22 protein-coding genes are annotated in these 25659 nt (G+C 29.9%); 15 read left to right on the top strand and 7 right to left on the bottom strand.

Annotation, left to right across the window (positions count from 1 at the left end; translation table 11 throughout):
* Positions 1-42 precede the first annotated feature (42 nt).
* On the top strand, positions 43-945 hold the full coding sequence (locus BFJ87_RS08585; RefSeq protein ID WP_077402829.1) for a hypothetical protein: 903 nt from the start codon (positions 43-45) through the stop codon (positions 943-945).
* Positions 946-1160: 215 nt separating this feature from the next.
* Here the strand turns inward: BFJ87_RS08585 and BFJ87_RS08580 are convergent, their stop codons facing one another.
* Together BFJ87_RS08580 and BFJ87_RS08575 are read right to left on the bottom strand one after the other, a co-directional pair.
* Positions 1161-1535, bottom strand: coding sequence for a hypothetical protein (locus BFJ87_RS08580; protein WP_077402826.1), 375 nt, complete (start codon positions 1533-1535; stop codon positions 1161-1163).
* A gap of 870 nt (positions 1536-2405) precedes the next feature.
* Positions 2406-3032, bottom strand: a complete 627-nt coding sequence (locus BFJ87_RS08575) for a LysE family translocator (protein ID WP_077402823.1) — start codon at positions 3030-3032, stop codon at positions 2406-2408.
* A gap of 109 nt (positions 3033-3141) precedes the next feature.
* Here BFJ87_RS08575 and BFJ87_RS08570 point away from each other — a divergent pair, with 109 nt between their 5' ends.
* From BFJ87_RS08570 to BFJ87_RS08545, 6 genes are all read left to right on the top strand, one after another.
* On the top strand, positions 3142-4014 hold the full coding sequence (locus BFJ87_RS08570; protein ID WP_077402820.1) for a LysR substrate-binding domain-containing protein: 873 nt from the start codon (positions 3142-3144) through the stop codon (positions 4012-4014).
* A gap of 189 nt (positions 4015-4203) precedes the next feature.
* Entirely contained in the window at positions 4204-4905 is a 702-nt protein-coding gene (locus BFJ87_RS08565; RefSeq protein ID WP_077402817.1) for a hypothetical protein, read from the top strand.
* 56 nt (positions 4906-4961) lie between these two features.
* The gene (locus tag BFJ87_RS08560; RefSeq protein ID WP_077402814.1) at positions 4962-5969 is read left to right on the top strand and encodes a hypothetical protein; all 1008 of its coding nucleotides are present in this window, start codon (positions 4962-4964) and stop codon (positions 5967-5969) included.
* Positions 5970-6159: 190 nt separating this feature from the next.
* Positions 6160-6657, top strand: coding sequence for a hypothetical protein (locus tag BFJ87_RS08555; RefSeq protein WP_077402811.1), 498 nt, complete (start codon positions 6160-6162; stop codon positions 6655-6657).
* An 11-nt stretch (positions 6658-6668) separates the two neighbouring features.
* On the top strand, positions 6669-9188 hold the full coding sequence (locus BFJ87_RS08550; RefSeq protein ID WP_077402808.1) for a YARHG domain-containing protein: 2520 nt from the start codon (positions 6669-6671) through the stop codon (positions 9186-9188).
* 48 nt (positions 9189-9236) lie between these two features.
* Complete coding sequence (locus BFJ87_RS08545; protein ID WP_077402805.1) at positions 9237-10238, top strand: tetratricopeptide repeat protein; 1002 nt, start codon at positions 9237-9239, stop codon at positions 10236-10238.
* 337 nt (positions 10239-10575) lie between these two features.
* On the opposite strand, the gene BFJ87_RS08540 is transcribed toward BFJ87_RS08545, so the two are convergent.
* Together BFJ87_RS08540 and BFJ87_RS08535 are read right to left on the bottom strand one after the other, a co-directional pair.
* On the bottom strand, positions 10576-11997 hold the full coding sequence (locus tag BFJ87_RS08540; protein ID WP_171974489.1) for a RagB/SusD family nutrient uptake outer membrane protein: 1422 nt from the start codon (positions 11995-11997) through the stop codon (positions 10576-10578).
* A gap of 13 nt (positions 11998-12010) precedes the next feature.
* Positions 12011-15181 (bottom strand): SusC/RagA family TonB-linked outer membrane protein, encoded by a 3171-nt coding sequence (locus BFJ87_RS08535; protein WP_077402799.1) that lies wholly within the window; start codon positions 15179-15181, stop codon positions 12011-12013.
* 702 nt (positions 15182-15883) lie between these two features.
* Here BFJ87_RS08535 and BFJ87_RS08530 point away from each other — a divergent pair.
* The gene (locus BFJ87_RS08530; RefSeq protein ID WP_139344224.1) at positions 15884-16771 is read left to right on the top strand and encodes an ImmA/IrrE family metallo-endopeptidase; all 888 of its coding nucleotides are present in this window, start codon (positions 15884-15886) and stop codon (positions 16769-16771) included.
* A gap of 222 nt (positions 16772-16993) precedes the next feature.
* Here the strand turns inward: BFJ87_RS08530 and BFJ87_RS08525 are convergent, their stop codons facing one another.
* On the bottom strand, positions 16994-17464 hold the full coding sequence (locus tag BFJ87_RS08525) for an Lrp/AsnC family transcriptional regulator (RefSeq protein WP_077402793.1): 471 nt from the start codon (positions 17462-17464) through the stop codon (positions 16994-16996).
* 115 nt (positions 17465-17579) lie between these two features.
* On the opposite strand from BFJ87_RS08525, the gene BFJ87_RS08520 reads away from it, so the two are divergent.
* The 7 genes from BFJ87_RS08520 (at position 17580) to BFJ87_RS08490 (ending at position 24002) form a co-directional block, all read left to right on the top strand.
* A complete protein-coding gene (locus BFJ87_RS08520) occupies positions 17580-18590 on the top strand; it encodes a homoserine dehydrogenase (RefSeq protein WP_077402790.1) in 1011 nt (336 codons plus the stop codon).
* Positions 18591-18593: 3 nt separating this feature from the next.
* Entirely contained in the window at positions 18594-20042 is a 1449-nt protein-coding gene (locus BFJ87_RS08515) for an aldehyde dehydrogenase family protein (RefSeq protein ID WP_216352843.1), read from the top strand.
* Positions 20043-20050: 8 nt separating this feature from the next.
* The gene (locus BFJ87_RS08510) at positions 20051-21817 is read left to right on the top strand and encodes a PLP-dependent transferase (protein ID WP_077402787.1); all 1767 of its coding nucleotides are present in this window, start codon (positions 20051-20053) and stop codon (positions 21815-21817) included.
* Between the two features lie 32 nt (positions 21818-21849).
* A complete protein-coding gene (locus BFJ87_RS08505) occupies positions 21850-22389 on the top strand; it encodes an OsmC family protein (protein WP_077402784.1) in 540 nt (179 codons plus the stop codon).
* A 61-nt stretch (positions 22390-22450) separates the two neighbouring features.
* Positions 22451-22672 (top strand): (4Fe-4S)-binding protein, encoded by a 222-nt coding sequence (locus BFJ87_RS08500; RefSeq protein WP_338064791.1) that lies wholly within the window; start codon positions 22451-22453, stop codon positions 22670-22672.
* Positions 22673-22682: 10 nt separating this feature from the next.
* Entirely contained in the window at positions 22683-23312 is a 630-nt protein-coding gene (locus BFJ87_RS08495; RefSeq protein ID WP_077402782.1) for a DsbA family oxidoreductase, read from the top strand.
* Between the two features lie 57 nt (positions 23313-23369).
* A complete protein-coding gene (locus BFJ87_RS08490; RefSeq protein ID WP_077402779.1) occupies positions 23370-24002 on the top strand; it encodes a MarC family protein in 633 nt (210 codons plus the stop codon).
* 157 nt (positions 24003-24159) lie between these two features.
* On the opposite strand, the gene BFJ87_RS08485 is transcribed toward BFJ87_RS08490, so the two are convergent.
* Both BFJ87_RS08485 and thrC read right to left on the bottom strand, forming a co-directional pair.
* The gene (locus tag BFJ87_RS08485; protein ID WP_077402776.1) at positions 24160-24837 is read right to left on the bottom strand and encodes a hypothetical protein; all 678 of its coding nucleotides are present in this window, start codon (positions 24835-24837) and stop codon (positions 24160-24162) included.
* A 29-nt stretch (positions 24838-24866) separates the two neighbouring features.
* The coding region (gene thrC, locus BFJ87_RS08480; protein ID WP_139344223.1) for a threonine synthase at positions 24867-25659 on the bottom strand (793 nt) is incomplete at its 5' end.

The following is a 25659-nucleotide window of genomic DNA, read 5'->3' as shown; positions in this document are numbered from 1 at the left end:
ATACGAGACGTTGTAATGCATAATGACATAACACAGTCCTGAATGAAAAACCTATCCGTTTTAATAATTACTTTTCTTGCTTTTGGATGTCACGGACAGAACCGAATGTTCGAGAAAGAAGAGAAAAAGGCGACGGAATTTATGGAATCCAAAATAGTGGAAATCTATAACGACCAGTTCAAAACAGAATTCATCGGAACTTGGCACGAGTTTGGAAAAATTTATGGGTTTATATTTTATATCATTGAAAATAATGACTATCCTATTGCAGTCGAATACAATCTTGGAAAACAAGAGCCTTTTGAGTTTGACAAACAAGGATTTGAAAAAGAATATGAGGCAATTAAAGTAAAAATCAAAGCTTCCAAAAAACTTGAAAAGGATATACGAGTTTATTTTCCAAACGCAAGAGCGATTGCAAATCGGATTGCAAATCGTGATGGAACTTATCGTTGGGTAAATAATATTTACACTGCTCAACCATTAGATAAGGAAAAAGAAAAAACATTCACGGAATTAAATAAATTATGTAGTTCATTGACAAATAAGTTAATTGAGGAAAAATCATTTTATAACTTCTACTTCCCAAAAGAAATAGATAGAACGGAATATACTGGCAATCGATTTTCTTTCTTCGAGTTCGATAATTTTAGCCAAAAGCACATATACCATTATCGAGTTGACTACATAAAAAGTGGAGAACAATTCGAGATATCAAATCAAAAGCTTTATGATAACTTAAAAGAGGAACAATCAGAAAAACTAAAGGACTCAATTGAGAAATGGAAAAATGAAAACGGATTTGAGAACTGGGAAATATCATTACTCACCGAAAGTAGTATTGATAGAGACCTTGATTTTAAGAAGTTTATGTTAGGCTTAAACGGAGAGAAAAAATTCGGATTTATAAATATAGAAACGGAAGAATTAAAATTTGTAGAATAAAATTACGCATTACAACAATGCCTATAATTAATACGGGTTTTAGGCTTTAAGCTAAGGTCTGCCTATATTTAGAGTGTCCGCCAAATCTTTTGGATTTGGCTTTTTAAATAGAAAAAATAAAAACAAAATATAAAAATTCGGCTCTGTGTTAATCCAAAAAGTTTGTGTCTTTTTGCACGATACGTTTCATACACAAACCGTTAGGCTGCATTGAATCACTTAAAAACCGTAAAACCATCTTCACTAATTCTGCTCGCCTCTTTTAGTATTAAATCGGAAAGCGAAATTGAAGTTTTTTTATAATATATTCTATTTGCTAACGCCCTTGTAATAGTAATTTCATTAAAGCTTTCAAATGATTCGCCATAACGATATTTACCATCTCTGATTCGATAAAAACCATCTTTTTGTATGTGGGAGGCAACTGTCGAATAAGATTGAATCGTATCAGAATCAAAGCTATCATACAGTTCCTTTAAATTTGTATAAAAAGCGTGGACCTTGATTAAGCTATTATACTCAGATTTTGACTGATTTTCTAAATCAATTTTTACGCCTTTTAATATATATATTCTTATTTCTCTTTTCATAACATATTCACAATTTAATAGAATATATCGATATATTCTACCGTAAATAGAATAAAAATAGGATATCTTATTAATATAGTAGTAATTTATGCTATATATTCCAAAATATTGTTGATAACAAAATACGTAAACACTTAATAGTTAGATGATTATGTGTTAATTTTGGTTTGCAGAAAACACGTAATATATGATTTCAAAAGAAAAAAGGAAGATGATAAAAAAATATCAGTTTGAGACTAAACGCTGGCAAAGACAAATTCTTATCACGGTTATCTCAATATCTGTTATTAATTGTTTTCTTCTTTCTATCTTTTTCTTTGGTTCGGTTCTGCCAACGTCGGTAGCGTCACCTTACTTTATTTTTACAATAATCACTTTAATTTCATCACCTTCTATATATTATCTAAGATTCTGTATTCGAGAATATAGAATAAGCAACGCTTGTAGAAATTCTCTCAAACTGAATAATTTTGTCATCAGAAAAGATGAAACTAAATTACCTAGAACAAACGCAGTCTAACAATGTATATAAAAAATAGGGCTTTTATGCTAACTCGAAAGTTTTGTGTTTACTTACAAAGACGCCAAATATAAAATTTGGCATTTAAACGAAAAATAAAAGTAAAACGTTTATATTTAACTAAGTGATAAACCGAAACGAAAGTGCTTGTTTACTGCGCTACGTTTCTTATACTAACCGTTATGCATAATACCTCAAAACAGTAGAATTCAATGAAAAACCTAAATGGCACTTGGTTAAAAATTAAAACGGGAGATGGTTACTATCAGCTTGAATTTAATAATGACTAAATTGTACATTTTGAACTGTTTTATGGATCTTTCTTTAAAGTAATTTAATTGAATACAGCATTAGTTATTAGCCAATACTATAGAAATTCCCATAAGTATAAACGCAATACCGCTTAGCCTGTTTAACCACAAATTAAAATTTGGGTTATTATTAATTTTCTGTGTAAAACTACTTGCAAAAAATGTTAGTGCTACGTACCAAATTGTACCTAGTATGGCAAAAGTTGTACCTAGTATTATAAACGGTAATGGATTTTTAATTTGTGTTGGGTTTATAAACTGAGGAAAAAAAGCTAAAATAAATAATGCAACTTTTGGGTTTAATGTGTTTGTGATAAAGCCAGACCAAAAATCACTTTTTTGTTTCTTTGGCTTCTTATGTTCTTCAAGTTTTAATGCTTTATTACTGTTTTTTAGTTTGGTAATTCCTAAAAATAGTAAATAAATAAAACCAGCATATTTTATTGTAGTAAAAGCATAATTAGTCTTAGATAACAATACAGATAATCCCAAAGCTGCAAAAATGGTATGTACTAAAATTCCAGTATTTATGCCTAATGTAGCGCGTATTCCAGACTTTTTACCTTGAGTAATAGATTTGTTTAGTACAAAAATAGTATCTAAGCCAGGGGTTGCTATAAAAATAAAAGCAGTAAATAAAAATGTTATAAAATTTTCTACACCCATTATTTCTTCAATTTTAATAATTAAATTAATTTCTAATGCAAAAGAACTATTATGCTGTAGACTATAAAATACTTATTTTTGGTTTATTAATGCATAAAACGCATTAGATATGACAATTCAGCAAATAAAATACTTTTTAGTACTCTCTAACGAACTCCATTTTTGGAGAACGGCAGAGAAGGTGTTTATATCTCAGTCGGCACTAAGTAGGCAAATACAGTCCTTAGAAGAAGAAATGGGCCTGCAACTTTTTGAAAGAGACAAAAGAAATGTAAAGCTTACAGATGCTGGCAAGTTTTTACAAGCAAAATGGTCTGTTTTAATTAATGATTTTGATCTTGTTACGCAGCAAGCTAAAAAAATAGATGAAGGCACCTCTGGTTTTGTGTCTATAAGTTACCCTGGTTCTATAGCATTTAAATTTTTGCCCAATTTTCTAGAGGCTTTAAATTTAAATTTGCCCAACTTAAAATTAGAACTAGTAGAACCAACAGATGAAAATCACGAGCAATTATTGCTAAATTATACTACAGATATAGCATTTAGTAGAGATAAAATAAAAAATACCAACATAGTTTCAATACAACTATTTTCAGAGCCAATAGCATTAGTTGTACCCAACAATCATTGGATAAATAAAAAATCTTTTAATGGTTTAAACGAGTTAAAAGATGAGCGGTTTATTATATCTGGTTTGCATAATAAAACTTTTTTTGCATCGCTTTTAAGAAACATTTTTGAGAAAAATAATTTTCAGCCCAAAACAATAATTGAGTCAGACTTTGGAGGTATGATTTTAAGTTTAGTATCTAAAGAACTTGGAGTATCCATTTTGCCTTCATCATTTAAATTTTCTAAATCTAAAAATGTTAGGTTTATAGATTTAGACGAGCAAATTTCTTTGTTTATCAATTTTAGAAAAAACGATCCTAATAAAATTATAAGCAAAGTTGTAGATTATGCCAAGTCTTTAGAATATTAATATCTTTTAATTACAATTACAGTAGATGATAAATATGGTTTGTTTTTCTTAGATTAAGTTACATTTTTTTTGAGTTGGTTATTCTATATTTTGATACAAATAAGCGCTAAACCCTTACAAATATAAATTACTACTTATTTTATTGCTTAGTTGTAGGTATTATTGATAGGAAATTAAATATCAATTCTAATGAAAAAAATTATAATACTTCCTGTAATGTTATTTTTTATAGGTTGTACAGCTCCTATTGATAAACAATATGATGATGCAAGTGAAACTGAAGATTTACTGGCAATTAGGAAAGAGATAACAGTTTATGATTATAAAGTACTTAAATGGCAGCTGGCATTTTTAAAGCAAAATAACCAAGATTTATCTGGTAAAAGATATTATGAAATGTTGACTACAGGTCAGCAAAGATGGAAAGATACATTAAAGATGCGCGAAGTTGTACTTGAAGAGAAAAAGCAACGAGAAGAAGAGGCTCGTATAAAACAAAAAATGCAGCTTTTTTGTAATACTAAATGGGGTATGTATTACTATAAACCAGATTATTTGGACGTTAATCCAGATGTTGTAGAATCTAATCCAGAATTAGCAGCAAAAGCCTTTAAGTTAGACCCAAACAATAGTTGGATTATTTTTTATGAAGACGGAACGTGTGAAGTTAAATTTAATGATCCAGATAAAACAGCTATACAAAAATGGTCTTTTGTTGATGATGAAATTGTTTTTTCTTATGGATGGAAAGATGAAAAAGGTGTTTTGTCAAGAAATAAAACTAGGTTTAAAATTCTAGATTTAGAAGACGAAATTTTTAATGTAAGTGAGATTGAAGAATCTATTAATTTAGTTTTAAAGAGTACAATTAAGATGAGAAAAATTGAATAGTTGTTACGTATTAAACTAGAGTCATAACCTAACATTAGCAAATAAAATATACGTATATGAAAAAACTAATTGCGCTCTTTATATTGTTTGCTGTAAGTGCAGGCTTCTGTCAACCTCCAAATCTAGAGTTAAATCAATTTCCTCTTTCAACATATTTAGAGGCAGAAAAAAACTTTACTGGAGGTCAAATATTAAATTCTGATTACTATACCGTTTCAAATGATTTGGGACTGATTTCATTTATAAGAAAAGATAATTTAATTACAGATGTAGATGTAATAGCTAGATATGTTTATTTTAAAAAAGATAGTCTTATTCTTGAAATTATTAATGAATGGGATGTAGCCAATCACAACCAAAAATTGAATAATAAAAAGGACTTAGAGTTTAGAAAAAAGATGCTTAGTTTTTACCTAAAAGGAGAAAAAGCAATGATTGCTTCTATGGGTGATGGTAAGGCAGAAGGAAGTATTCCTTTAGAAATTAATGATAGCACTAGTTATTACAAAAGTACAGCGTGGAATTTAGAAAACACATTGGTTAAAATAAGTATTACTATGTCTAACATCTACAATAAAGCAAAAGGCGAGTTTCCTACGCACAAGGTTGTTGTGAGTATGAAAGCAACAAATATAACAGATAGGCCAACTTACGCAAAAAATGAGTTGATTAAAAGAGATAGAAAAGAAATTCCGCTTATTGAGCACCCTGTTACAGGTAATAAAGACCCCATTTACCCGGGTTGCGAAAACAGTGTTGACAAAGGAATTTGTTTGCGTAATAGTGTTAGAAAAAGAATACTTAAAGAATTAGAGCTTGAAGATGTAGTAATTAAAAATGCCACTTTAAAATTAAAATTTTTGATTACAACAGACGGTAGTGTAAAACCTTTTGCGAGTAATATAAAGTCTAATAATAGTAAATTAGAAGAAATAGGAATAAAAACAATTAATGAGCTACCAAGGATGACACCCGCTTATTCTAAAAGTATGGACCAAAATGTTACTATTGGTAGTAGTTTTTATTTGGTTATAAAAGAAGGTAAAATAGCTAACTTGGAGTAGTAAATTGGTTTTTTATTTAAAGTATAAAATACAAATTAGTAATAGTTTCTATAATTTATACTTATGTAATTGCAAATATGTACTGTACACTATCAAATATTAACTGCTGCTTTGTGCTTTAGGTAATTACATTTACTATTGTTTAAGTGTTTGGCGTTAATATAAGTAATACAACTTTAAAATATTTAATATGCAATTAGATAAACTCATTTTAGTATTAGTAATAACAATTACTTTGGGTATAGTTAAAACTCAAGCTCAAAAAATTTGGAAGGGAGATTTGGCAATAGAAAATTTAGAAGATTTTACTTCAGGGGAGTATACAGAAGTTGATGGTAATATTATTATTGAAGAGTACCAAGGTACAGATTTAACAGTGCTTACAAAACTTGAAAAGTGTTCTGGTAATATTGTTATAAGTGATAATAAGAAGTTAGAATCTTTAAAAGGCTTAGAGAATTTAAAAGCAGTGGGCGGTAGTTTTTCATTAATAAACAACCCTGAATTATATAGTTATTGCGCTCTTCAAAAAGAACTTGTTACAACAGGAATAAAAGGAGTAGAGATAACAAAAGGAATTATTGAAAAAATTGAAACCCAGGATAATGGCTATAACCCATCTATAATGAGTTTACAAAATAATAAATGTTCAGCAGTAAAATTTAGAGACTTCTGTTTCTCTTGTTAAAATTCTAACTCATGAAAAATAGTTTAATATTAGTATTAGCATATGTCGTATGTATATTTAATCTAAATGCTCAAGAGTCTGGTGTTTGGGAAGGAGATTTATTTCCAAAAGATTTTGATAAGTTTAAATCTGGCGCATACACGTCCTTACATGGAGATCTAAAAGTGTATGGTTCAAAAATTACAGACCTAGCACAACTCAAGTCCTTAACATCTGTAAATGGTAACGTATATATTGGTATTGATAATTATAAAATTAATTTAAATGAAGGTAATAAGTACATTACTTCTTTAAATGGTTTAAACAACTTAAAAGAAATTTCTGGCGAACTAGAAATTAATGACAATAAATTACTAATTGATATATCAGCCTTAAAAAAGTTAAAAAAGGTTGATAAATTAAATGTTTCATACAACCCAGTACTTACAAGTTTAGAAGGGTTAAATAGCCTTTTAGGAAGTATACCAAATGGATTGGAGATTAGTAAAAATAAAAGATTGCAAGATATTTCTCAATTGTCTGGTATTAATAGTGTAGGAGAATATATAGCAATTACTTCTAATTTATCACTACAAAGTTTAGAGGGGCTCCATAATATTAAGGCTACAATAAATGGTCATTTACAAATTATTAGTAACAATTACCTTAAAGATTTAAAAGGGTTACGTAGTTTAAGTAAGGTAGATGGCGAAGTTCAAATACGATTAAACCCTGATTTAGAAAATTTTAAAGGCTTAGAAAAACTTACAGAGATTAAAAATTTTCTCCACATAAAAAATAATGATAAACTAAAAAACTTAGAGGGTTTAATATCTTTAAAAAGTGTAGGAGAAGACTTTTCTATTACAGGAAATAAATCGCTAAATAGTTTAACTGGTTTAAAAAAATTAATAACAATAAAAGGAGATTTAAGCATATCAGAAAATCCTTTGCTAACTAATATTAACGGCGTTAATACAGTAAAAGATTCAATAACTAGAATTGCAATTTATAGAAATGAATCTTTAACAGAGCTAACTGGTTTAAATAATATTACAGTAGTAAAAGAAGATGTATTGCTTTCTATAGATGTTTTACAGAAAGGAACAGGATTTAATAATATTAAGTATATAGGAGGAAATTTAAGTATAAACTTAAATCAAGTTAAAGAAATGAATATGTTTAACAACCTTGTGAAGGTTGGTAAAAATATGGGAATTGGCACAAAATTGACTGTGGTAGACTTAACTAACTCTTTTAAAAAACTTACACATATAAATAATAATTTTTATCTGCGTAGCACAGAAACACTAGAGCATTTTAGTGGCCCCAATGAATTAGTGGATATAGAAAATATTGTTGTTACAGGAAATGAAAAGTTAATTTCTTTGCAGGGTTTTAATGGTCTTAAAACAATAAGAGGAGGTATAAAAATAGAAGACAATATTACGCTTACTGGTGTAGAAGGTTTTAATAGTTTAAAAACAATAAATGAAAGATTTTCTATAGAAGACAATCCTGTTCTGGTAAGTATTAATGGATTTAAAAGTTTAGAGTATATAAACTATCTGTGGGTAGATGAAAATGATAAGTTAGCAGACTTAAGTGGTTTTAATAACATAAAGAGTGCTAATAAAATATATTTAAGAGGTAATCATGCATTAGAAGACTTAACAGGATTTGGTAGTTTAGAGACCGTTAATGACGAATTAGACCTGCATAATAATAGTGAACTAAAATCTTTAAAAGGATTAGAGAATTTAGCGGATGTTAAAAAATTATTAGATATCACAGGTAACAGCAAACTTGTAAATTACAATGCTTTAAGTGAGCAGTTTATTAATTCTAAGACAGACAGAGAGTTGTGGTTTTCTAATAATGCATACAACCCTAATAAAAATGAACTTCTTATACATAATAAACTAGATACTAAAATAATACCAGAGTCTTATTTAAAACCTAAAAGTAGATGGTGGCTTTCATTATTACGTAATGAAATTTTTGCAAGAAAAGGTTTTATTTTTAAGAATGGAGATACAAAAGATTATTTTGATAAAGAAGGTTGGTATAAACCTCAAAAAGATGTAGAGATTATTTTAAATGATATAGAAGAAGAAAATGTACGTCTAATAAAAATGTATGAGCAACAACACATTGATAGGGCTGTTGGAGCTATAAATAGTTTAAAAAATAAATACCATAACAATCTTAATTTTCCGGAAGATTATAAAAAATATTCTCCAATATTTAAAAAATTTATTAAGTATATAAAAATTAATGATGTTGCTAAATCTAATAAGCTTACTTATTCTGTGCCAGCAGATTTAGAAGACCTTTCTATGTATGATGAAACAGCAGGTATGAGAAATGAAGATGTAGATAGGTTATCTATTGTCATTAATAATAAAACACTAATTATTAGTATTAATGACAATAGATTGGTAGAGGATGAGTATGAAAGCTGGGAGGTTAATGAGGTTATTAATTTTGAGTTTAACATTAATGATGACTTTTCCGTAGAGTTTGCTAATGTAACTAGTGATTATAATTAGCCTTTTTAAAAAAAACAACTATGCTTAATTCATTATAAATTAGTACAAATGAAAACAGAAGAAAACCTCTCAGAAGAGCTAATAAAAAAGTTAAATGATTGGCATAACACCGGCAATCATTTAAAAGTAGTGCTAGAGTTAAAGTCTTTTCCAGAAACAAGTAACTCTTATATATTAACAAGCCTTTTGGCTAGAGCATTAAATAATCTTAATCTTTATGAAGAAGCGTTAGGTTTGTTACAAAATGTTAGCCAGCAAGGTAAAGAAGATAAAGACTGGTATTTTAGAGTAGGTTACTCGTTATTTTATTTAGACGGTAGAGAAACAGAAGCTATTCCTTATTTTGAAAAAGCTATTGAGTTAGGTGATGATTATCCTTCAACTTATGAATTGCTATTAGAGGCCAAATCCTTTTTAGAGGAAGAAGAGGAAAATGATGAAGTAATTGAAGAAGAATTTGTTTTTGAACCTATGGCCTATGCTCAATTGTCTTTAAATATGAAACTTCAACCACAACATCGTGGTCATATAGAAGATTCTTTAGATTATATGCTTCGTAAAAAAAAGTGGGGATCTGTTAGTGGTGGGGGCACTTTAATTGGTAAAAATGGAGAGCCAGAATCCTGCGATATAGAAATTGATTTAGTATCGTATTCTCAAGAAATGAAAGAAAATATAATTTTTGTTGCAAAAAATATTGAAGTAGCAAATGGTTCCAAGTTAAAATATTATGCAAAAGACAAAAATGCTAATTCAAGTTTTGATGTGGAATATCCAATTGGTAAATTGGTTGGTTTAGGAGTATATGTAAAAACAAAGTTTTTGCAAGAAAAAGATATTAGTATAGACACAGTTATAGAGTTATATAATTCTCTTATTAAAATTCTTGGTAATAATGGAGCTTTAATACCTAGTTATAGTGAAAATGAAAATGAAATTGCATTGTATTTTTATGCAGAAAGAGATTATGACTATTTGGTAAATAAAATTACTTCATTTCTTAAAAATAATTTAGTAGGTAAAGAATGTGTTGTTAAGCAAATAGCATAAATTTATACTAAAATTTTATAGTATTGTGCTTAATAATTAAGTATAGTAGTAAAAAGAAAAAAGCTTGCTAAATATAAGATTTAGCAAGCTTTTAGTGACCTCGACAGGATTCAAACCTGTTTATATTATCCTTTCTTTATAGAGGCTTGTGCTAAATTCTATGTCTATATGTTGACGAATTGCGAACTTTATTATAAACTCAATACTATTGAAGAACTTTGTCATAACAAAAATATAATAAAAAAGCTTAAGTTATTTTTGAACACTTAGTAAAGTTAAGAAATTAGCTATATGACTACATATAAAATTTTAACAAGGGATTTTATCTTTTTTATAACTATCGACCTAAATTAACATTTGGATCAATAAATTCATTTGCATCAATCTCATCTTGAGGTATTTTTAAAATAAACTTTACATCATCTGGTTCTAAATCCAAAAATACTCTATGGTTTCCGGTTCTAGTAATTCCTTTTCTATATCTTTTAGCATCAAACCATTCTACTCCAAACTCAGCATACAATTCCTTTCTTCTCTCTACTAGAATTTCATCTAATAATGCTTGTCCAGTATTGCTAGATTTTATGGCATTTACGTCTCTGTTAGATTGTAAAGCGTACAGTAAATTATGTGCTCCAGCAGTATCTCCATTATGATATTTAGCTTCTGCTTCAATAAGAATCATTTCAGGAGTTCTCATATACGGAATGTCCGCATCAAACGCAAAATCAAATTTATCTGTAACCCAATGACGGTAACTAGTTTCAGCAGCATTATAATGATTTCTAAACAGTTTTCTAACATCTGTATCTGTGAATAAGTCTACAAAATCATTATTTATAAAAGTTCCATAATACGATAGAACCCTATGGTCAGAAATTACATGGGGAGCTCCTGCCCAACCTTGGTTTTGATCTTCAGTTTGTATAGCTCCCCACATCCATTCATTACTTTCTGTAATGTCATCAAAACCATTATTGTATTCTCCAGGGAATAATGCATTAGAAGGTACTCCTCCATATGCTTTGTTAGCAGCTTCTTCAGCACCAGTCCAGTTATTCATTGTTTGATAAACACGTGCCAAGATACCATTAGCTACATTAACATTAACGTATGACTTGCTAATACGATCTTCTGTTAAGTTGTTTACAGCAAATGTTAAGTCTTCTATAATAAAATCATATATTTCTTGTATAGTACTCATTCCTATAGGTCCCGTGTTTACTGATGGTTCTGTATATAAAGGAGGAGCAGGTAATGATGGGTCATAAGCATACGTATGTTGATATTCCAATGCCAATTCAAAATAAGCCAGAGCACGCATAGCTTTTGCTTGTGCAATTAACGGGTTTTTACTTACATCAGGAACTGAATTTGAATTTTCTGCTCCTTCTATAAAAACATTAGCTTCATCGATTAATATATAGAGTCTTGACCAAGTAAATGTAGTTCTTCTCCATGTTGGATCGTTTCTATAAATATGATCATAATCATATTGAAAAAATGTTTGCCTATTTATTATATCGTTACCTTTAACGGAACGAGCATAGTATATAGAATTTAAAGATGCTGCATCTACACTTCCACCAATTCTTAGCCATCTTACCATGCCAGACACATGAGCTTCCATACCTTCAACCGATTTAAAAATGACAGTAGGAGGTAATCCAGTTGATTGCGGTTCTTCTAGAAAGTCTTTTTCACAACTTGTTATATTAAAAGTAACGAGAACTATTAATACTATTTTTATATTTTTCATATTTTTCATATTTTTAAAATTCTAGTTTAACTCCAAAAGTATAGATTCTTTGTCCTAAGGCTCTTTGATTTGTTGAGCTTCCAAATCCTTGTTCAGGATCAACACCTTTATGACTTTGAAAGGTTAGTAAATTATCTCCTTGGAAGTATACTCTTAGAGCTGAAGCTCCAAATGATTTAATAGCATCTTTAGGTAAATTATAACCAAAATTCAATGCTTTTAACCTTACATAATCATTTTTAAATAAAAATCTATCAGATCTGGAGTTAAATGAGTTAGGACTTGTTTGAAGTCTTGGTACATTGGTAATGTCTCCAGGTTGTCTCCATCTATTTTTAAGATCAACAGAGGCAGCAGTACCTTGAGATTTAAAACCATTCATTAATAGAGCATAGTCAGAATCATACAAATAACTTCCAAAACTGTAATTGAGTAGAATGTTAAGATCAAAATTTCCTAAACGAAAATAGTTGTTAAAACCACCCGTAAAATCTGGAATAGATTGTTTCCCTGTGTAATACCTTGTGGCAGAACTATAATCTGTAGTGGCTTCTTTTTCACCTGTTGGCTTGTTATCTGTGTCTAGTATATCCTTATACCATTGAGCTTCACCTGTATCAGGATTTACACTCGCATATTCTCTCATATAAAATTCAAACCTAGAACCACCTTCTTGCAAATTTGTATCTCCACTATTAACATCATTAAGAAGTTCTATTATTTCACTTTTAAGTGTAGAAATATTAAAATTACTAGACCATTCAAATTTTTTGTTGGAAACATTTTGTGTATTTATGGATACTTCCCAGCCATAGTTCCTAAGGCTTCCATTATTTGTGGTAAATTCAGAATAGCCAGTAGATGGAGCAGAAGGAACATCATAAAATAATTTATTGGTTTGCTTATTAAAATATTCAACAGATGTATTAAAAAAGTTAAACAATTTAAAGTCTACACCAAAATTTGTTGCAGCAGCTTCTTCCCAAGTTATATCTGGATCATTAGGCCAAGCTAACAAAACTCCAGGATTATTACCTTCATTATATGAGCCAGCTATGAAGGGAGTAAGATATAAAAAATAGCCACTATGAGATTCGTTTCCTAATTCTCCATAAGATGCTTTTAATTTTAAATAGTTAAGAATATTATTGTTTTTAAGAAACGGTTCTTCTGAAACTACCCATGACCCACCTACAGAATAAAAATCACCTTTTCTAGCATGTTTGGCAAATCTTGAAGATTGGTCTGTTCTATATGACCCTTCAACAAAATACTTTTTTTTGTAATCATATGAAAGTTTTCCTAAATAACTTGTAATTCTATGTAATACATCACCTCCAGAAACATTTGTTGGTGTTGTTGTCGTTCCTAAGGTATTACTAGTAGCTATTAAGCCTTGACCAGTAGCACTGAGTTCTCCATATTTGTATTTATAAGCTTCTTGTAACAACAAGGCATTAATACTATGATCCCCAAAACTCTTATTGTAAGACAAAGAGTTATTTATAGTTGTTGTTAAAGATGTGTTTTTATTTTGAGTTATGCTACCACCTACACTAACAGAAGATCCATATTTATTACTAGAATAACCATAATAATCATTTACATAATATGTATGGGCTACACTTGTTTTAAAACTTAGTTCTGGTGTTAGGTTTATTTTTATGTTCCCGTTTAAACTAATATTATCTCTTATTGTATTTTGATCATTAAAAAATAATTGACCATAAGCATGTTGATTTGGAGCATACGGTCTTGTTCCGTTTATCAATTGTAATGATCTAGCTCCAAGGTCATATATTAGATTTCCACCAGGATCTTTCATAAGCTGCCCATTTTCATCACGTTGATATACAGGGTAAATTGGAGATAAACTTAATGCCCATGCAGTTGCACTTGTAGTACTTCCACCAGTTTGTATGGGTACATTTTGTTGAGATGTTGAATAAGTAACTCCTAGTCCAGCGCTCAACCATTTATTTGCTTGGGTATCTACATTTAAGCGAGTTGTAATACGTTCAAAGTTAGATGTCTTTACCGAACCGTCTTGATTTAAATAATTTCCTGATAAAAAATAAGTCGTATTTTCATTACCACCAGATACAGAAAAGCTATGTTCTGATCTTATTGCCGCACCATTAAAAATAACATCTCTCCAATCTGTTTCCCAAATTTTGTTTGTTGTAACTAAATTACCATCTATGCCAACAGGATTAGGTACATTTGGTCCATACGGATTGTAACCTATAAATTCCAACAGCCCACTAGTGGCTCTTGTAGCAGATGTTGTTACATCATTACCAGAAACATATTGTTCATTGTTTTTTATGGCTTCCCAAGTATATGTAAATTGATCATCTATATTTAAAATCTTATGCGGCTCTACCGTATGATTTGATACTCCAATTTGTGTTCTTAAGGTGACTTTGGGAGCTGTGTTTTTACGACCTTTTTTAGTTGTAATTATTATAACACCAGCTGTAGCCCTAGATCCATAAAGAGCAGTTGCTGAACCATCTTTTAAAACACTAATTGACTCTATTTGGTCTGGGCTAAAAACATTTATATTACCATTATAAACAGCTCCATCTACAACAAACAGAGGAGAATTACTTCCATTTATTGAACTGAATCCTCTTATTCTAATTATTGGATTAGATCCTGGTTGTCCACCGACAGACATCACATTTACACCTGCTGTTGTTCCTTGTAATGCCGTTGTTACTGTTGTTGCTTGTTGTTTTTCAAAAGTTGCTGAATCTATGGAAGCAACTGAACCTACTATTGATTTTTTGGTTTGTTTGCCATAAGCAACTACAACAACTTCATCTAGGCTTTCAGTATCTTCTTCCAAAGTTATATTAATAATATTAGAATTAGTAACAACCTTTTCTATAGTTTTCATTCCAATAAATGAAATAACTAAAGTCTGTCCTGTTTTGGCTTTAATAGTATAATTTCCCTCGAAATCTGATTGTGTACCAACGGTAGAGTTTTTAACAATAACGGAAACACCCAACAATGGTATTTCATTTTTATCTGTTATTTTACCTTGTACATTTACTTTATCTTGTGCATACATACTCGTAATGAGTGTAAATAAGAAAAAGCAAAGAATGTTTTTTTGTTTGCTAAAATAAAAACAGTCTGGTTTGTGGTGTTTCCTGAGTTTTTTATTTGTCATAATTTTGAGTTTTAGTTAGTTTTTTGTAAGATAGTTTCTCTTTAGTTCATAAATACTTAGGTATTTGTGAACTGTGTAGTTTTTTGTGTTTTTCTTTACATTATTGATGATTTTTTTGAGTTATAAATTAAAATATATTTAACTAATTTTAGTATATTTTTATAAAATGGATAATTGTGGAGTAGTTTTTTTTATTGAAATGAAATTTATTCTAAAACTGGATGTTTAATTGTTTTATTACAGGATTTTATTCGGGCTAGATCAATCTTGAACTCTAAAAATGAAGTAAATTATTATTCACTTATGTATTTAATTTAGAACTTAAAAACTACGACTTGTTTTAAATAGAAAGGAGTTGTCTATTTCTTTAAAAGATAAAAGAGTTTGTACGTTAATATTAACTATTTACAAGATATTTTTTAGATAAAATCTCTCTTTTTTACGAATATTGTTTTGGGATTTTTTTAATTCACTGCTCAATACGGAATCTTTTTCGGTTTTTACTTTTTACTTTATATTTCAATACTATTAATTGTTAATTAAATATATTTTTAGTAAAAAATCAATTATAAAAATATGTTATATGTATTTTTTTATGATATATACATATATGCTAGTGTATATTCGAAATCTGGTTTTTTGTACTTATGTTAAATAAATTTAATTATTATGAAAAAAAATGTATTATTTTATTCACTTTTAGTGATTACGATGTATTCCTGTGATAATGAGGAATTACTAGCAACAGAGAATATTAGTAGAGAAAAAGAAAATTTAATTTCCATAACTCATCTTAGTGATGAAGATTTATTAGGAGCAGCATCTGCTACTCCTTTCAATACAGGGAGCTATGGTGGTTATAAAACAAGCAAAATGTATCAGGGGCAAGTTTATATTGAATGGGCAGTTCCTAATTTAAAATGGTTTTTTGGGGTTAACCCAACTGTTTACAATTGGAGGGGAAATAACACAAATAATATGCTTGCCTATTCTAATCCAAATAGAGTTTTTATAGGAGAAACTTGGTGGAATAGTATGCTTAATAATTATGACGCTTATGCTGCAAAAGCTATTATTGCTCATGAGTTTGGTCATATTCTTCAGTATGAAAATAACTGGTATTGGGCTAGTGGAAAAAATCAGGAAATAGGAGCCGATTTTTTTGCAGGGTACTGGTTGGCCAGTGATGTCGGTCAGAATATTAGTTGGGCAGACGCAGCTACTACTTTTCAAAATTTTTATGATATCGGGAGTGGGGTTACTCATGGTACATCAACCGAAAGACAAGCAGCAGTTAAGTTAGGTTACTATACAGGTTTTTATGCAAATTCTAAAGGATTTTTAGGATGGGATAAAGTATATAATCTATTAGTTAGGTTTTGGAGTTATATTGGTGAAGGAACTTATTGGTATGATGAAAGTCAATATTATAAAGAGAATTTAAATTCAGAAATGTATAAAGGGCTTACCAATGAAGAAGCTGAATATTTTGAATTTATGATGAGTAACTTTAATGAAATCTTAAAAATTGAAAGAGGAGATGTAATAGTTGAAGAGTATTTAAAATTTAATATTAAACAAGCTAAATAGTGGGCTTACTTAATTCTATTATATATTTAAAGCACTAATGCTTTTTATCATCAATTAACATAAAATCTATGTTTATAAAATTGGCTTAAACATATCTTAAAGTAGATAATGCTATTATCATAAAGATAAAAAAAGTGATATATTAAGAAGACTAATTTTTAAACTTCAAATTTGTTAAGTAATCCAACTCTTGTTCTATTTATATTAAATAGAACAAGAGTTTTATAGTATTACATTGTTGTATGATAAGTTATGTAGACACTCACTATGATAAATTATAGAAGACTCAATATGATCAATATAACTAAAGTTAGCTAATTCATCCATAATAAATGATCTTAAGCTATTAGAGTTTTCAACAGCTACATGTAGCATAAAGTCAGTATCCCCAGCAAGGTGATAAAATCGTATAATCCCATCCAAGGATTTTAATTTTTTAATAAATGAATTCACTATTTCTCTTTCGTGTCTTTTTAAACGTACCGCTACCAAGACTTCTATATTAATTCCTAACTTTTTTAAATTTAAGTCTGCGTTAAATTCTTTAAAATAGCCTTCTTGTGTTAATTTTTTTAGTCTTTCATGACAAGTAGATGGTGCAATGTTTAATTCAGCAGCCAGCTCTTTATTAGAAAGTCGTGCATTATTCTGTAATAACCGTAATATTTGAATATCCTTCTGGTCTAGTTTCATTTTTTTAGTTTTTCTAGAATTATTTTCATTTTATTAAAAAAAAATAAGATTATAATTCTTATTTGTGACAAAAATACGGAATATTGTTCAGTGTAAAAATTATAAATTTAAAAAAATGAACATAGGTATTATAGGCCTTGGAACAGTAACTCGAGGATTTATTGAGATTTTATCTGAAAAGGGTAATTGGATGCAAGAAAAATACGGAGAAAATATTAAGCTTGTAGCGGTTAAAGATATACAGAAAGGAAACATATATAATTCCAATGGTATAAATTTAGTAGAGCTTTTAACTAAACTTAATAATGATGAAAATATTAGTGATGGGAGCTTGTCTGAGGTTAAAACTGTGGCATCTATAGAAGATGTAGATTTAATAGTAGAAGCTACCTATAGTGATTATAAAACTGGAGACCCTGCTTATACATTTATTAAAGATGCTCTTTTAAGTGGTAAACATGTTGTTACAACAAATAAGGGTCCTGTTGCTTTGCATTTTACAGAATTAAATAAGATAGCAGAAAAAAATAAAGTATCACTTCGTTACGAGGGTACAGTACTAAGTGGTACTCCTACATTTTCTCTTATTGAAGAATGCTTGGCAGGGGATGAAATTCTTGAAATTAGAGGAATACTTAACGGTACTAGTAATTATATCCTTTCAAAAATGTCTGAAGGTGATGCTTTTGAAAGTGCCTTAAGTGTTGCTCAGGAAAAAGGATATGCAGAAGCAGATCCTACAAATGATGTGAAAGGTTATGATGCAAGAGGGAAAGTAGCAATATTATCTCACAAAGTTTTTGGGGTAGATCTAGGCTTAGATAATATACCTACTGTTGGAATTGATAATATTTCTAAGTTAGAATTAGATACTGCCAAAAATGAAGGAAAGAATATTCGTTTAGTAGGGAGTTTAAAGAAAGATGGAAATGGGGTAACTGGAAAAGTACAACCTGAAGCTTTAGCAATCTCTGATGCGCTTTCTAACATAGGAGGGGTAACCAATGCTATTGAAATCACTACAAAATATTTAGGAAAAGTAATGATAACAGGACCAGGAGCAGGTAAACTAGAAACAGGATATTCTGTTTTCTCTGATGTATTATCAATAATGAAAAACAAATAAATTATGTCAGTAGATTTATTAGAAAAAATAAGCTCAAAAGGAATGCTTATAGGGGAGAATTGGATTGAAACAACAGATAAATTAGCTGTTTTAAATCCATATTCAGGAAAAGAAGTATATACAATTTCATGTGCTACCAAAGAGCACGTTTACGAAGCATTAGCATCTGCTGAAAAAGGGAAAGTAATATCTAGAAACTTATCTCCTTATGACAGAAGTGAAATTATAGTAAAAGTAGCTTCTTTGTTAAAAGAAAGAAAAGAAGAGTTTACACAGACTATCGTAAATGAAGGTGTTAAAACAAAAGTTGAAGCAGGTAAAGAAGTAGAAAGATGTATTAATACACTTACTCTTTGTGGAGAAGAAGCAAAAAGAATAACAGGTGAAACTGTTCCTTTTGCTGCATTTGCAGGAGCTTCTACAAAAAAAGGACACTATGTGTATAATCCCGTTGGTATCGTTACAGCAATTACTCCATTTAATGATCCATTAAATTTAGTAGCTCATAAAATTGGACCTGCTATAGCCGCAGGAAATGCAGTTATATTGAAACCTTCAAATTTTACGCCAATTTCTGGTATAAAATTAGGCGAGTTGTTTATAGAGGCAGGTTTGCCATTTCATATTCTTAATATAATTACTGGCCCTAGTAGTAGTTTTGGAGATATTTTAGTTACTGACCCAAGAGTAAATATGGTAAGTTTTACAGGAGGTTCTAAATCTGGGGAGGCTATTGCTAAAGCTGCTGGCGTCAAGAAAGTAGGTATGGAATTAGGGTCTAGTTCACCTGTAATTGTTATGGATGATGTAGATGTAAACGCTGTAGCAGAAAACTGTGTCGGTGGTACGGTATGGGCTGCTGGACAAAACTGTGTTGGTGTAAAACGTATGTATGTGCACGATGCAATTTATGACGCTTTTAAAGAAAAGGTTGTTAGCCTTTCTAAAGCTGTAAAATTAGGAAATCCTGAAGACGCAAGTACTGATATGGGACCTATTATTACAAGTCAAGCTATTGATGTAATCGAAAGAGCAATTTCTGACTTAGAAAAAGGAGGTTATACTGTACTATGTGGCGGAAAACGTGTTGGTAACGGTTTCGAAGCTACTATTATAGAAGGTGATTTTGATAATGCATTAAACGGTAAAGAAGAGATTTTTGGCCCAGTTGCTACAATATCGAGAATAAGCTCATTAGAAGAAGGTATTACTGCAAGTAATGATTCTCCTTATGGTTTACATGCTGGAATTTTCACGAATAATATAGAATATGCATTTAAAGCTACCAACGAACTACAATGTGGTGGAGTAATGGTAAATGATTCTTCTGACTATCGTATTGACATGATGCCTTTTGGAGGTATTAAGCAAAGTGGAATTGGACGTGAAGGTGTTAAATCTGCAATCCAAGAAATGAGCACAACTAAAATAATTTGTTTCAACCTTAAATAATAAATAAAATGAGTAATATAAATAATTCAAAGGTTTTATCGCCAAAAAGAAACTCTACACTTTGCACAACTGTAGAAGAGTTAGCAGCAGAGCAGTTAGCATATTTTGATATAGATGCTAATAGTGCTTACGGAGAAACATTAAAAAAAGCAGCTATAGATATTTATACTGCACAAGCAGATATTTCTAAATTACAAGAAATCACTTTTGACACTGTAAGTAAGTTAGATGCTAGTGAAAAAGTAGCTTATTTTAATGCTAAGCGTTTTATGTCTTTTCAAATCGCTAAAGTTTTGGAAACTTTACAAGGTCCACTAAAGAAAACATACGAGTCATTGGGTCAATCAGATGCTACATTAAATGCAAAAGGACCAGTGCCTATGTTTAATAACATCGCTGCATTATTTTCTGCTACACCAGTAATTGCTCGTACATCTACTTACGATTACTCATGTACAGAATGGATTGATGATGCTTTTAATGGTAAAGAATCTATTCACCACATATATTCAAGATCATTAAACCCAACATCTATGGCTCTTGGTACGCACATAGTACACCTAGAGGCTGGTAAATATGCAGATCAATATACTGCTTGGAACTTTAATAGTGGTATGGCAGCTATCGATGCGTTATTATGTAATGTATTAAGCTACCAAGATATTATGATTGTGTCTAGGAACATTTATGGTGGAGCTTACCAGTTGATCGAAGATTTCTTTGCAAAAAAGAATAAGATGGACATTAAGGTTGTTTGGTTTGATGGATATACACTAGAAGACTTTAAACCTGTAATGGATCAAGCTAAAATAGATTATAAAGATCAACTAGCTAACGGTAAAAAGATACATGTATATATTGAGTCTCCTTGTAACCCTCATGGTTATATGCTAGATGTTCCTGCAATTTGTAAGTACTCTAAACAAAATGGTTCTATGGTAATGCTAGATGGTACAGTAGCAACTCCATTTTTAATTAAGCCACTACAACAAGAAGATGAGGATTGTAGACCAGATTTCTTATTCCATAGTTATACAAAAGATATTACTGGTTCTGGTAATGCAATTGCAGGTGGTATTATTGGAAAAAATAGCTTAATGTTCGTGCCAAAAGGAGAGAAAATTGATGGTGTTAACTGGGATGAGTCATTATTCTGGAATGTATACTACATCAAAGGTGCTTTCTTAAATGCAGATGCTGCTTTTGAAATCCTATCAGGAATGAAGACAATGAATTTAAGAATGACTCAAAAATGTGTAAATACATTAGTGTTGGCTAAATTCTTTAACTCTAATCCAGAGATGTCTGTTATCTGTAATGCTCTTGAGAGTAGTCCTAACAATGCTATTATGAAAAAAGTTAGCAAGTATCAGTTAGCAGCTCCATTATTTACTATTGATTTTGAAAAAGCAGGAGTAAGTGATAATGCATTCAAAAAATTCTTTGATACTCTAGCTCCAGCCTTTGGTTTTCAAGTAAGTTTAGGACAAATTAACACAACATTGTTATGTCCAGCATTTACTTCACATTCAGAATTAGATCAAGAAGCTTTATTGAAATCGGGAATTCATAAAACAACAATGAGAATATCTGTAGGTAATGAAAATCCTAAAGAATTAGCAAAGCATTTTATCCAGTCTGTAAAATTAATGATTGATCCAGAAAATCCTGGATTCTCTGACGCATTTATGTCTATAGAAGAAATAGATAAATTATATGCAGATACTTATATGGAAGTGCAAAAGCAACTAATTGAAAACGGTTACTTGAATTAAATATATCACAATAATTTTTAAAAATTAATATTATGATTAACGGATTAAACTTAGATGCATTAGGAGCTTACAAAGAAACTGTAGAGAAGGATGCAAAAAATGGTATGTACAACGGTGGTATTAAAGCTACTTGGATGGGCGGTACTAAAGTAGGAGTAGAAACTAAAGCTTTGCAATTAGGAGATGAAAAAATCCCTCACGATTTTTCATTTACTATTGATGAGCCAGAACAATTATTGGGAGCACATTCTGCACCAACTCCTCAAGATTATGTATTAGGTGGTCTTTCTGGATGTATGATGGTTACTTTTGTAGCAATGTGTTCTGTTAAAGGAATTGAACTAGAGTCTGTTACTTTAGATATTAAGTCAGGACTAGATTTACAAGGCTTCTTAGGTATTAATGAAACTTCTCCAGTAGGTTTTGATACTATCGAGTATGCGTTTACTGTAAAAGGAAACGGAACAGAAGCTCAGTACCAAGAAGCAGCTGATGAAGTAATTAAATTTTCACCTAATTATGCTACTATGGTTAATAAAGTGAAAATGAATGCTACTTTAAATATTTTATAAAAAAGAGTGGTATTCTGCTTTATTATATTAAGGGCTTAGAAATAGGCCCTTAAAACGTTTTATGATTAATTTATATATTATGGAAAAATTTATAAAAGATGACCTATGTATTATATGGGATGCATCTAAATGCATACACGCTGGGTGTTGTGTTAAACTTTTGCCAAATGTTTATAAACCTAATGAAACTCCTTGGATAAACACAAAAAATGCCTCCAAAGAGAAAATTAAGAGCCAAATTTCCAAATGCCCCTCAGGAGCATTGACAATAAATAATAATTAAATAATTGAATATGACAATTACTGTTTGGTCAGATATAAGATGCCCTTTTTGTTACATCGCAAAAAGAAAATTAGAGAATGCAATTTCTCAATTCAGTCATAAAGATGAGGTAAATGTAGAATGGAAAAGTTTTGAATTAGATCCTAGACTGCAAACGAATACATCTATTAGTACTATAGATTATTACGTAAGTAAAGGAGCTAGTAAACAGCAGATGACAGATTTATTTTCTAACGCTACTAAGATGGCTAAAGAAGTAGGGATTACTTTTAATTTAAATGATATTGTTGTTGCAAATTCTTTCAATGCCCATAAATTAGTTCACATAGCTAAAACAATTAACAAGCAAAATGAAGCAAAAGAACTATTGTTAAAAGCTTATTTTACTGATGGTTTAAATATTGATGACATAGATGTCTTATTGAATATAGGAGCTTTATTAGGCTTTAAAGCTAATGACTTAGCTTCTAAATTAATGGATAAAGAAATAGCTAATAATGTATCTAAGGACCAGAAACTTGCTAGAGAAGCAGGTGTTTCTGGAGTTCCTTTTTTCGTGTTTAACAATAAAAAAGTAATTTCAGGAGCTCAACCTGAAGAAGTTTTTTTAGAAATGATAAAAAAAGCATACAATGAATAAGTTTGTAGTCAATGTAAAAGGTCTTGATTAAGAACTAAATATTTAAAGTAGAAAGTAATGACAGATTTTATAGCTTTTGGAATTTTAAGCTTCACCTCATTTATTACATTAATAAATCCTTTTGGAACTATGCCTATTTTTATGACTATGACAGCCGAATTGGATAGTCAAGACAGAGCTAAGACAGCAAAAAAGGCTTCTATTGCTTCTTTTATTACGATTATACTTTTCGCCTACTCAGGGCAATTACTATTTAATTTTTTTAGAATTTCTGTTGATAGCTTTAGAATAGTGGGGGGGGTTATTTTCTTTTTAATGGGGATGGATATGTTACAAGCAAGATTAGGGAAAGTAAAGGTGAAAAAATCAGAAGTGAAGTTATATATAGATGATATATCTATAACACCATTAGCAATTCCGATGATTTGTGGACCTGGAGCGTTAACTAATGCTATTGTAATGATGGAAGACGCTAATTCAATTGAGAAAAAAGTGACTTTAGTTATAAGCGTTTTACTAGTTATGCTCTTAACTTACTTAATACTTTATAGCTCCTCAAAAATAATAAACGTATTGGGACAAACTGGAATTAACATTATGATGAGATTAATGGGACTAATTGTTATGGTTATAGCAGTAGAGTTTTTTTTTGCAGGTTTAATTCCTATAATAGATGGAATTGTAAATTAAAAAAAACATTATTAAATAGTATCCAGAAAAAACTAGGACTAGACTTAAATCAAAGTTTAGTCCTAGTTTTTTTCTGGATATAATTAAATTACGAACTAAGATAAAGTGTAACGTATCTAAGGTTTAATTGACTAGGTGCTTTTTTTGATGATTTATCTCACCTCCAAAAACATGTAGGATCAATTTCAACTCCTAGATTTAAACTACATAATCTTTTTATAATGTCAATATCAATAAGAATGTCTTTGTTTGTATTTAAATATTGCTTTCTATGTATGGAAATTTTTGCTTGAGACAATTCTGTTAACTTTTTTACTCCTTCAAGGTCTTGTTCTAATATAGACAGAAATAATTTTATTGCAGCCTCTATATTATATGCTTGACTCTTAAGTGGTTCAAATGTTATTTGACTAAAATTATAATATTTCCCATTATGAACTTTTGTGCCCTTATTCATATTCCAACCAGAGAAACCATTTAAATTTGTTAATTTGGAGAGTTCATCAAAAGTTAGGCTATATGAAGTTGCAGTTAAATATATTTGATTTCCATTTTCTATAGAAACCCTAGTTATTTCATTATTTTCTTTAGAAAAGTAAATGCTAAAAAAAAAGGATTCATTTTTAATAGAAAAATAGACAACATTACTTTTCTTAAATGATTTAAAGTCGACATGCTCGACTCTTGGTAATTCGTTTTCTAATTCTATTGAATGAATCTCAAGATATTGTTGAGTTGCAATTAAAGTAGGGCTTTTCAGCTCTAAAATTGCTTTTTTTATCAATTCGTTTTCCATACTTGTTTTTATAAATGGGTTGGTAATATCGATAGTCATTTAGTCAAGATAAGGGTAACGGAAGAAGACTATTTTAATAAATACTCTTTTAAATCCTCATAGTTTGATATTGTAGTTGCTATTTTATCTTTTTCAATTACAGATTGAATTTGTTTAGGTAATGGCTGTTTCTTTTTTATAATATCTTCGACTATATCCAAAAATTTTGAAGGATGGGCCGTTTCCAAAAAGACACAATATGCATTTGGATTTTTTTTTAAATGAGCTTTACATCCTAAATAACCAACTGCTCCGTGTGGATCCGAAATATAATTGTATTTTTCATAAATTTCTAAAATGGCATCTTTAGTTTCATAGTCTGAAAAACTGTAAGCAGACATATTATTTTTTAAGATTTCAAACTTGTTTTTATAAATTTCCTGGATGCGAATAAAATTACTAGGATTTCCTACGTCCATAGCATTACTTATAGTTTCCACTGAAGGCTTAGGGGTGTATAACTGAGACTTTAAATACTCAGCAACGACATTATTTTTATTGTTTGACGCTATAAAGTGGTTAATTGGTAAGCCTAGCTGCTGTGCCATCATGCCCGCACACAAATTTCCAAAATTGCCACTTGGGACAGAAAAGACAATATCCTTATACTTGTGGTGTAGTTTTTTGTAAGCAAACATAAAGTAAAACAGTTGAGGTAGCCAACGTGCTATATTTATAGAATTTGCAGATGTTAGTTGTATTTTACTAGTTATATTTTTATCCAAGAAAGCAGTTTTTACCATAGCTTGACAATCGTCAAATGTTCCCTTAACCTCTAGCGCATTAATATTAGAACCAAGAGTTGTTAATTGCTTTTCTTGT

This window comes from Cellulophaga omnivescoria (assembly GCF_001999725.1).
Taxonomy (GTDB): Bacteria; Bacteroidota; Bacteroidia; order Flavobacteriales; family Flavobacteriaceae; genus Cellulophaga; species Cellulophaga omnivescoria.
Note: the sequence above shows the minus strand (reverse complement) of the source record. Positions and strands in the feature narration are given on the sequence as shown.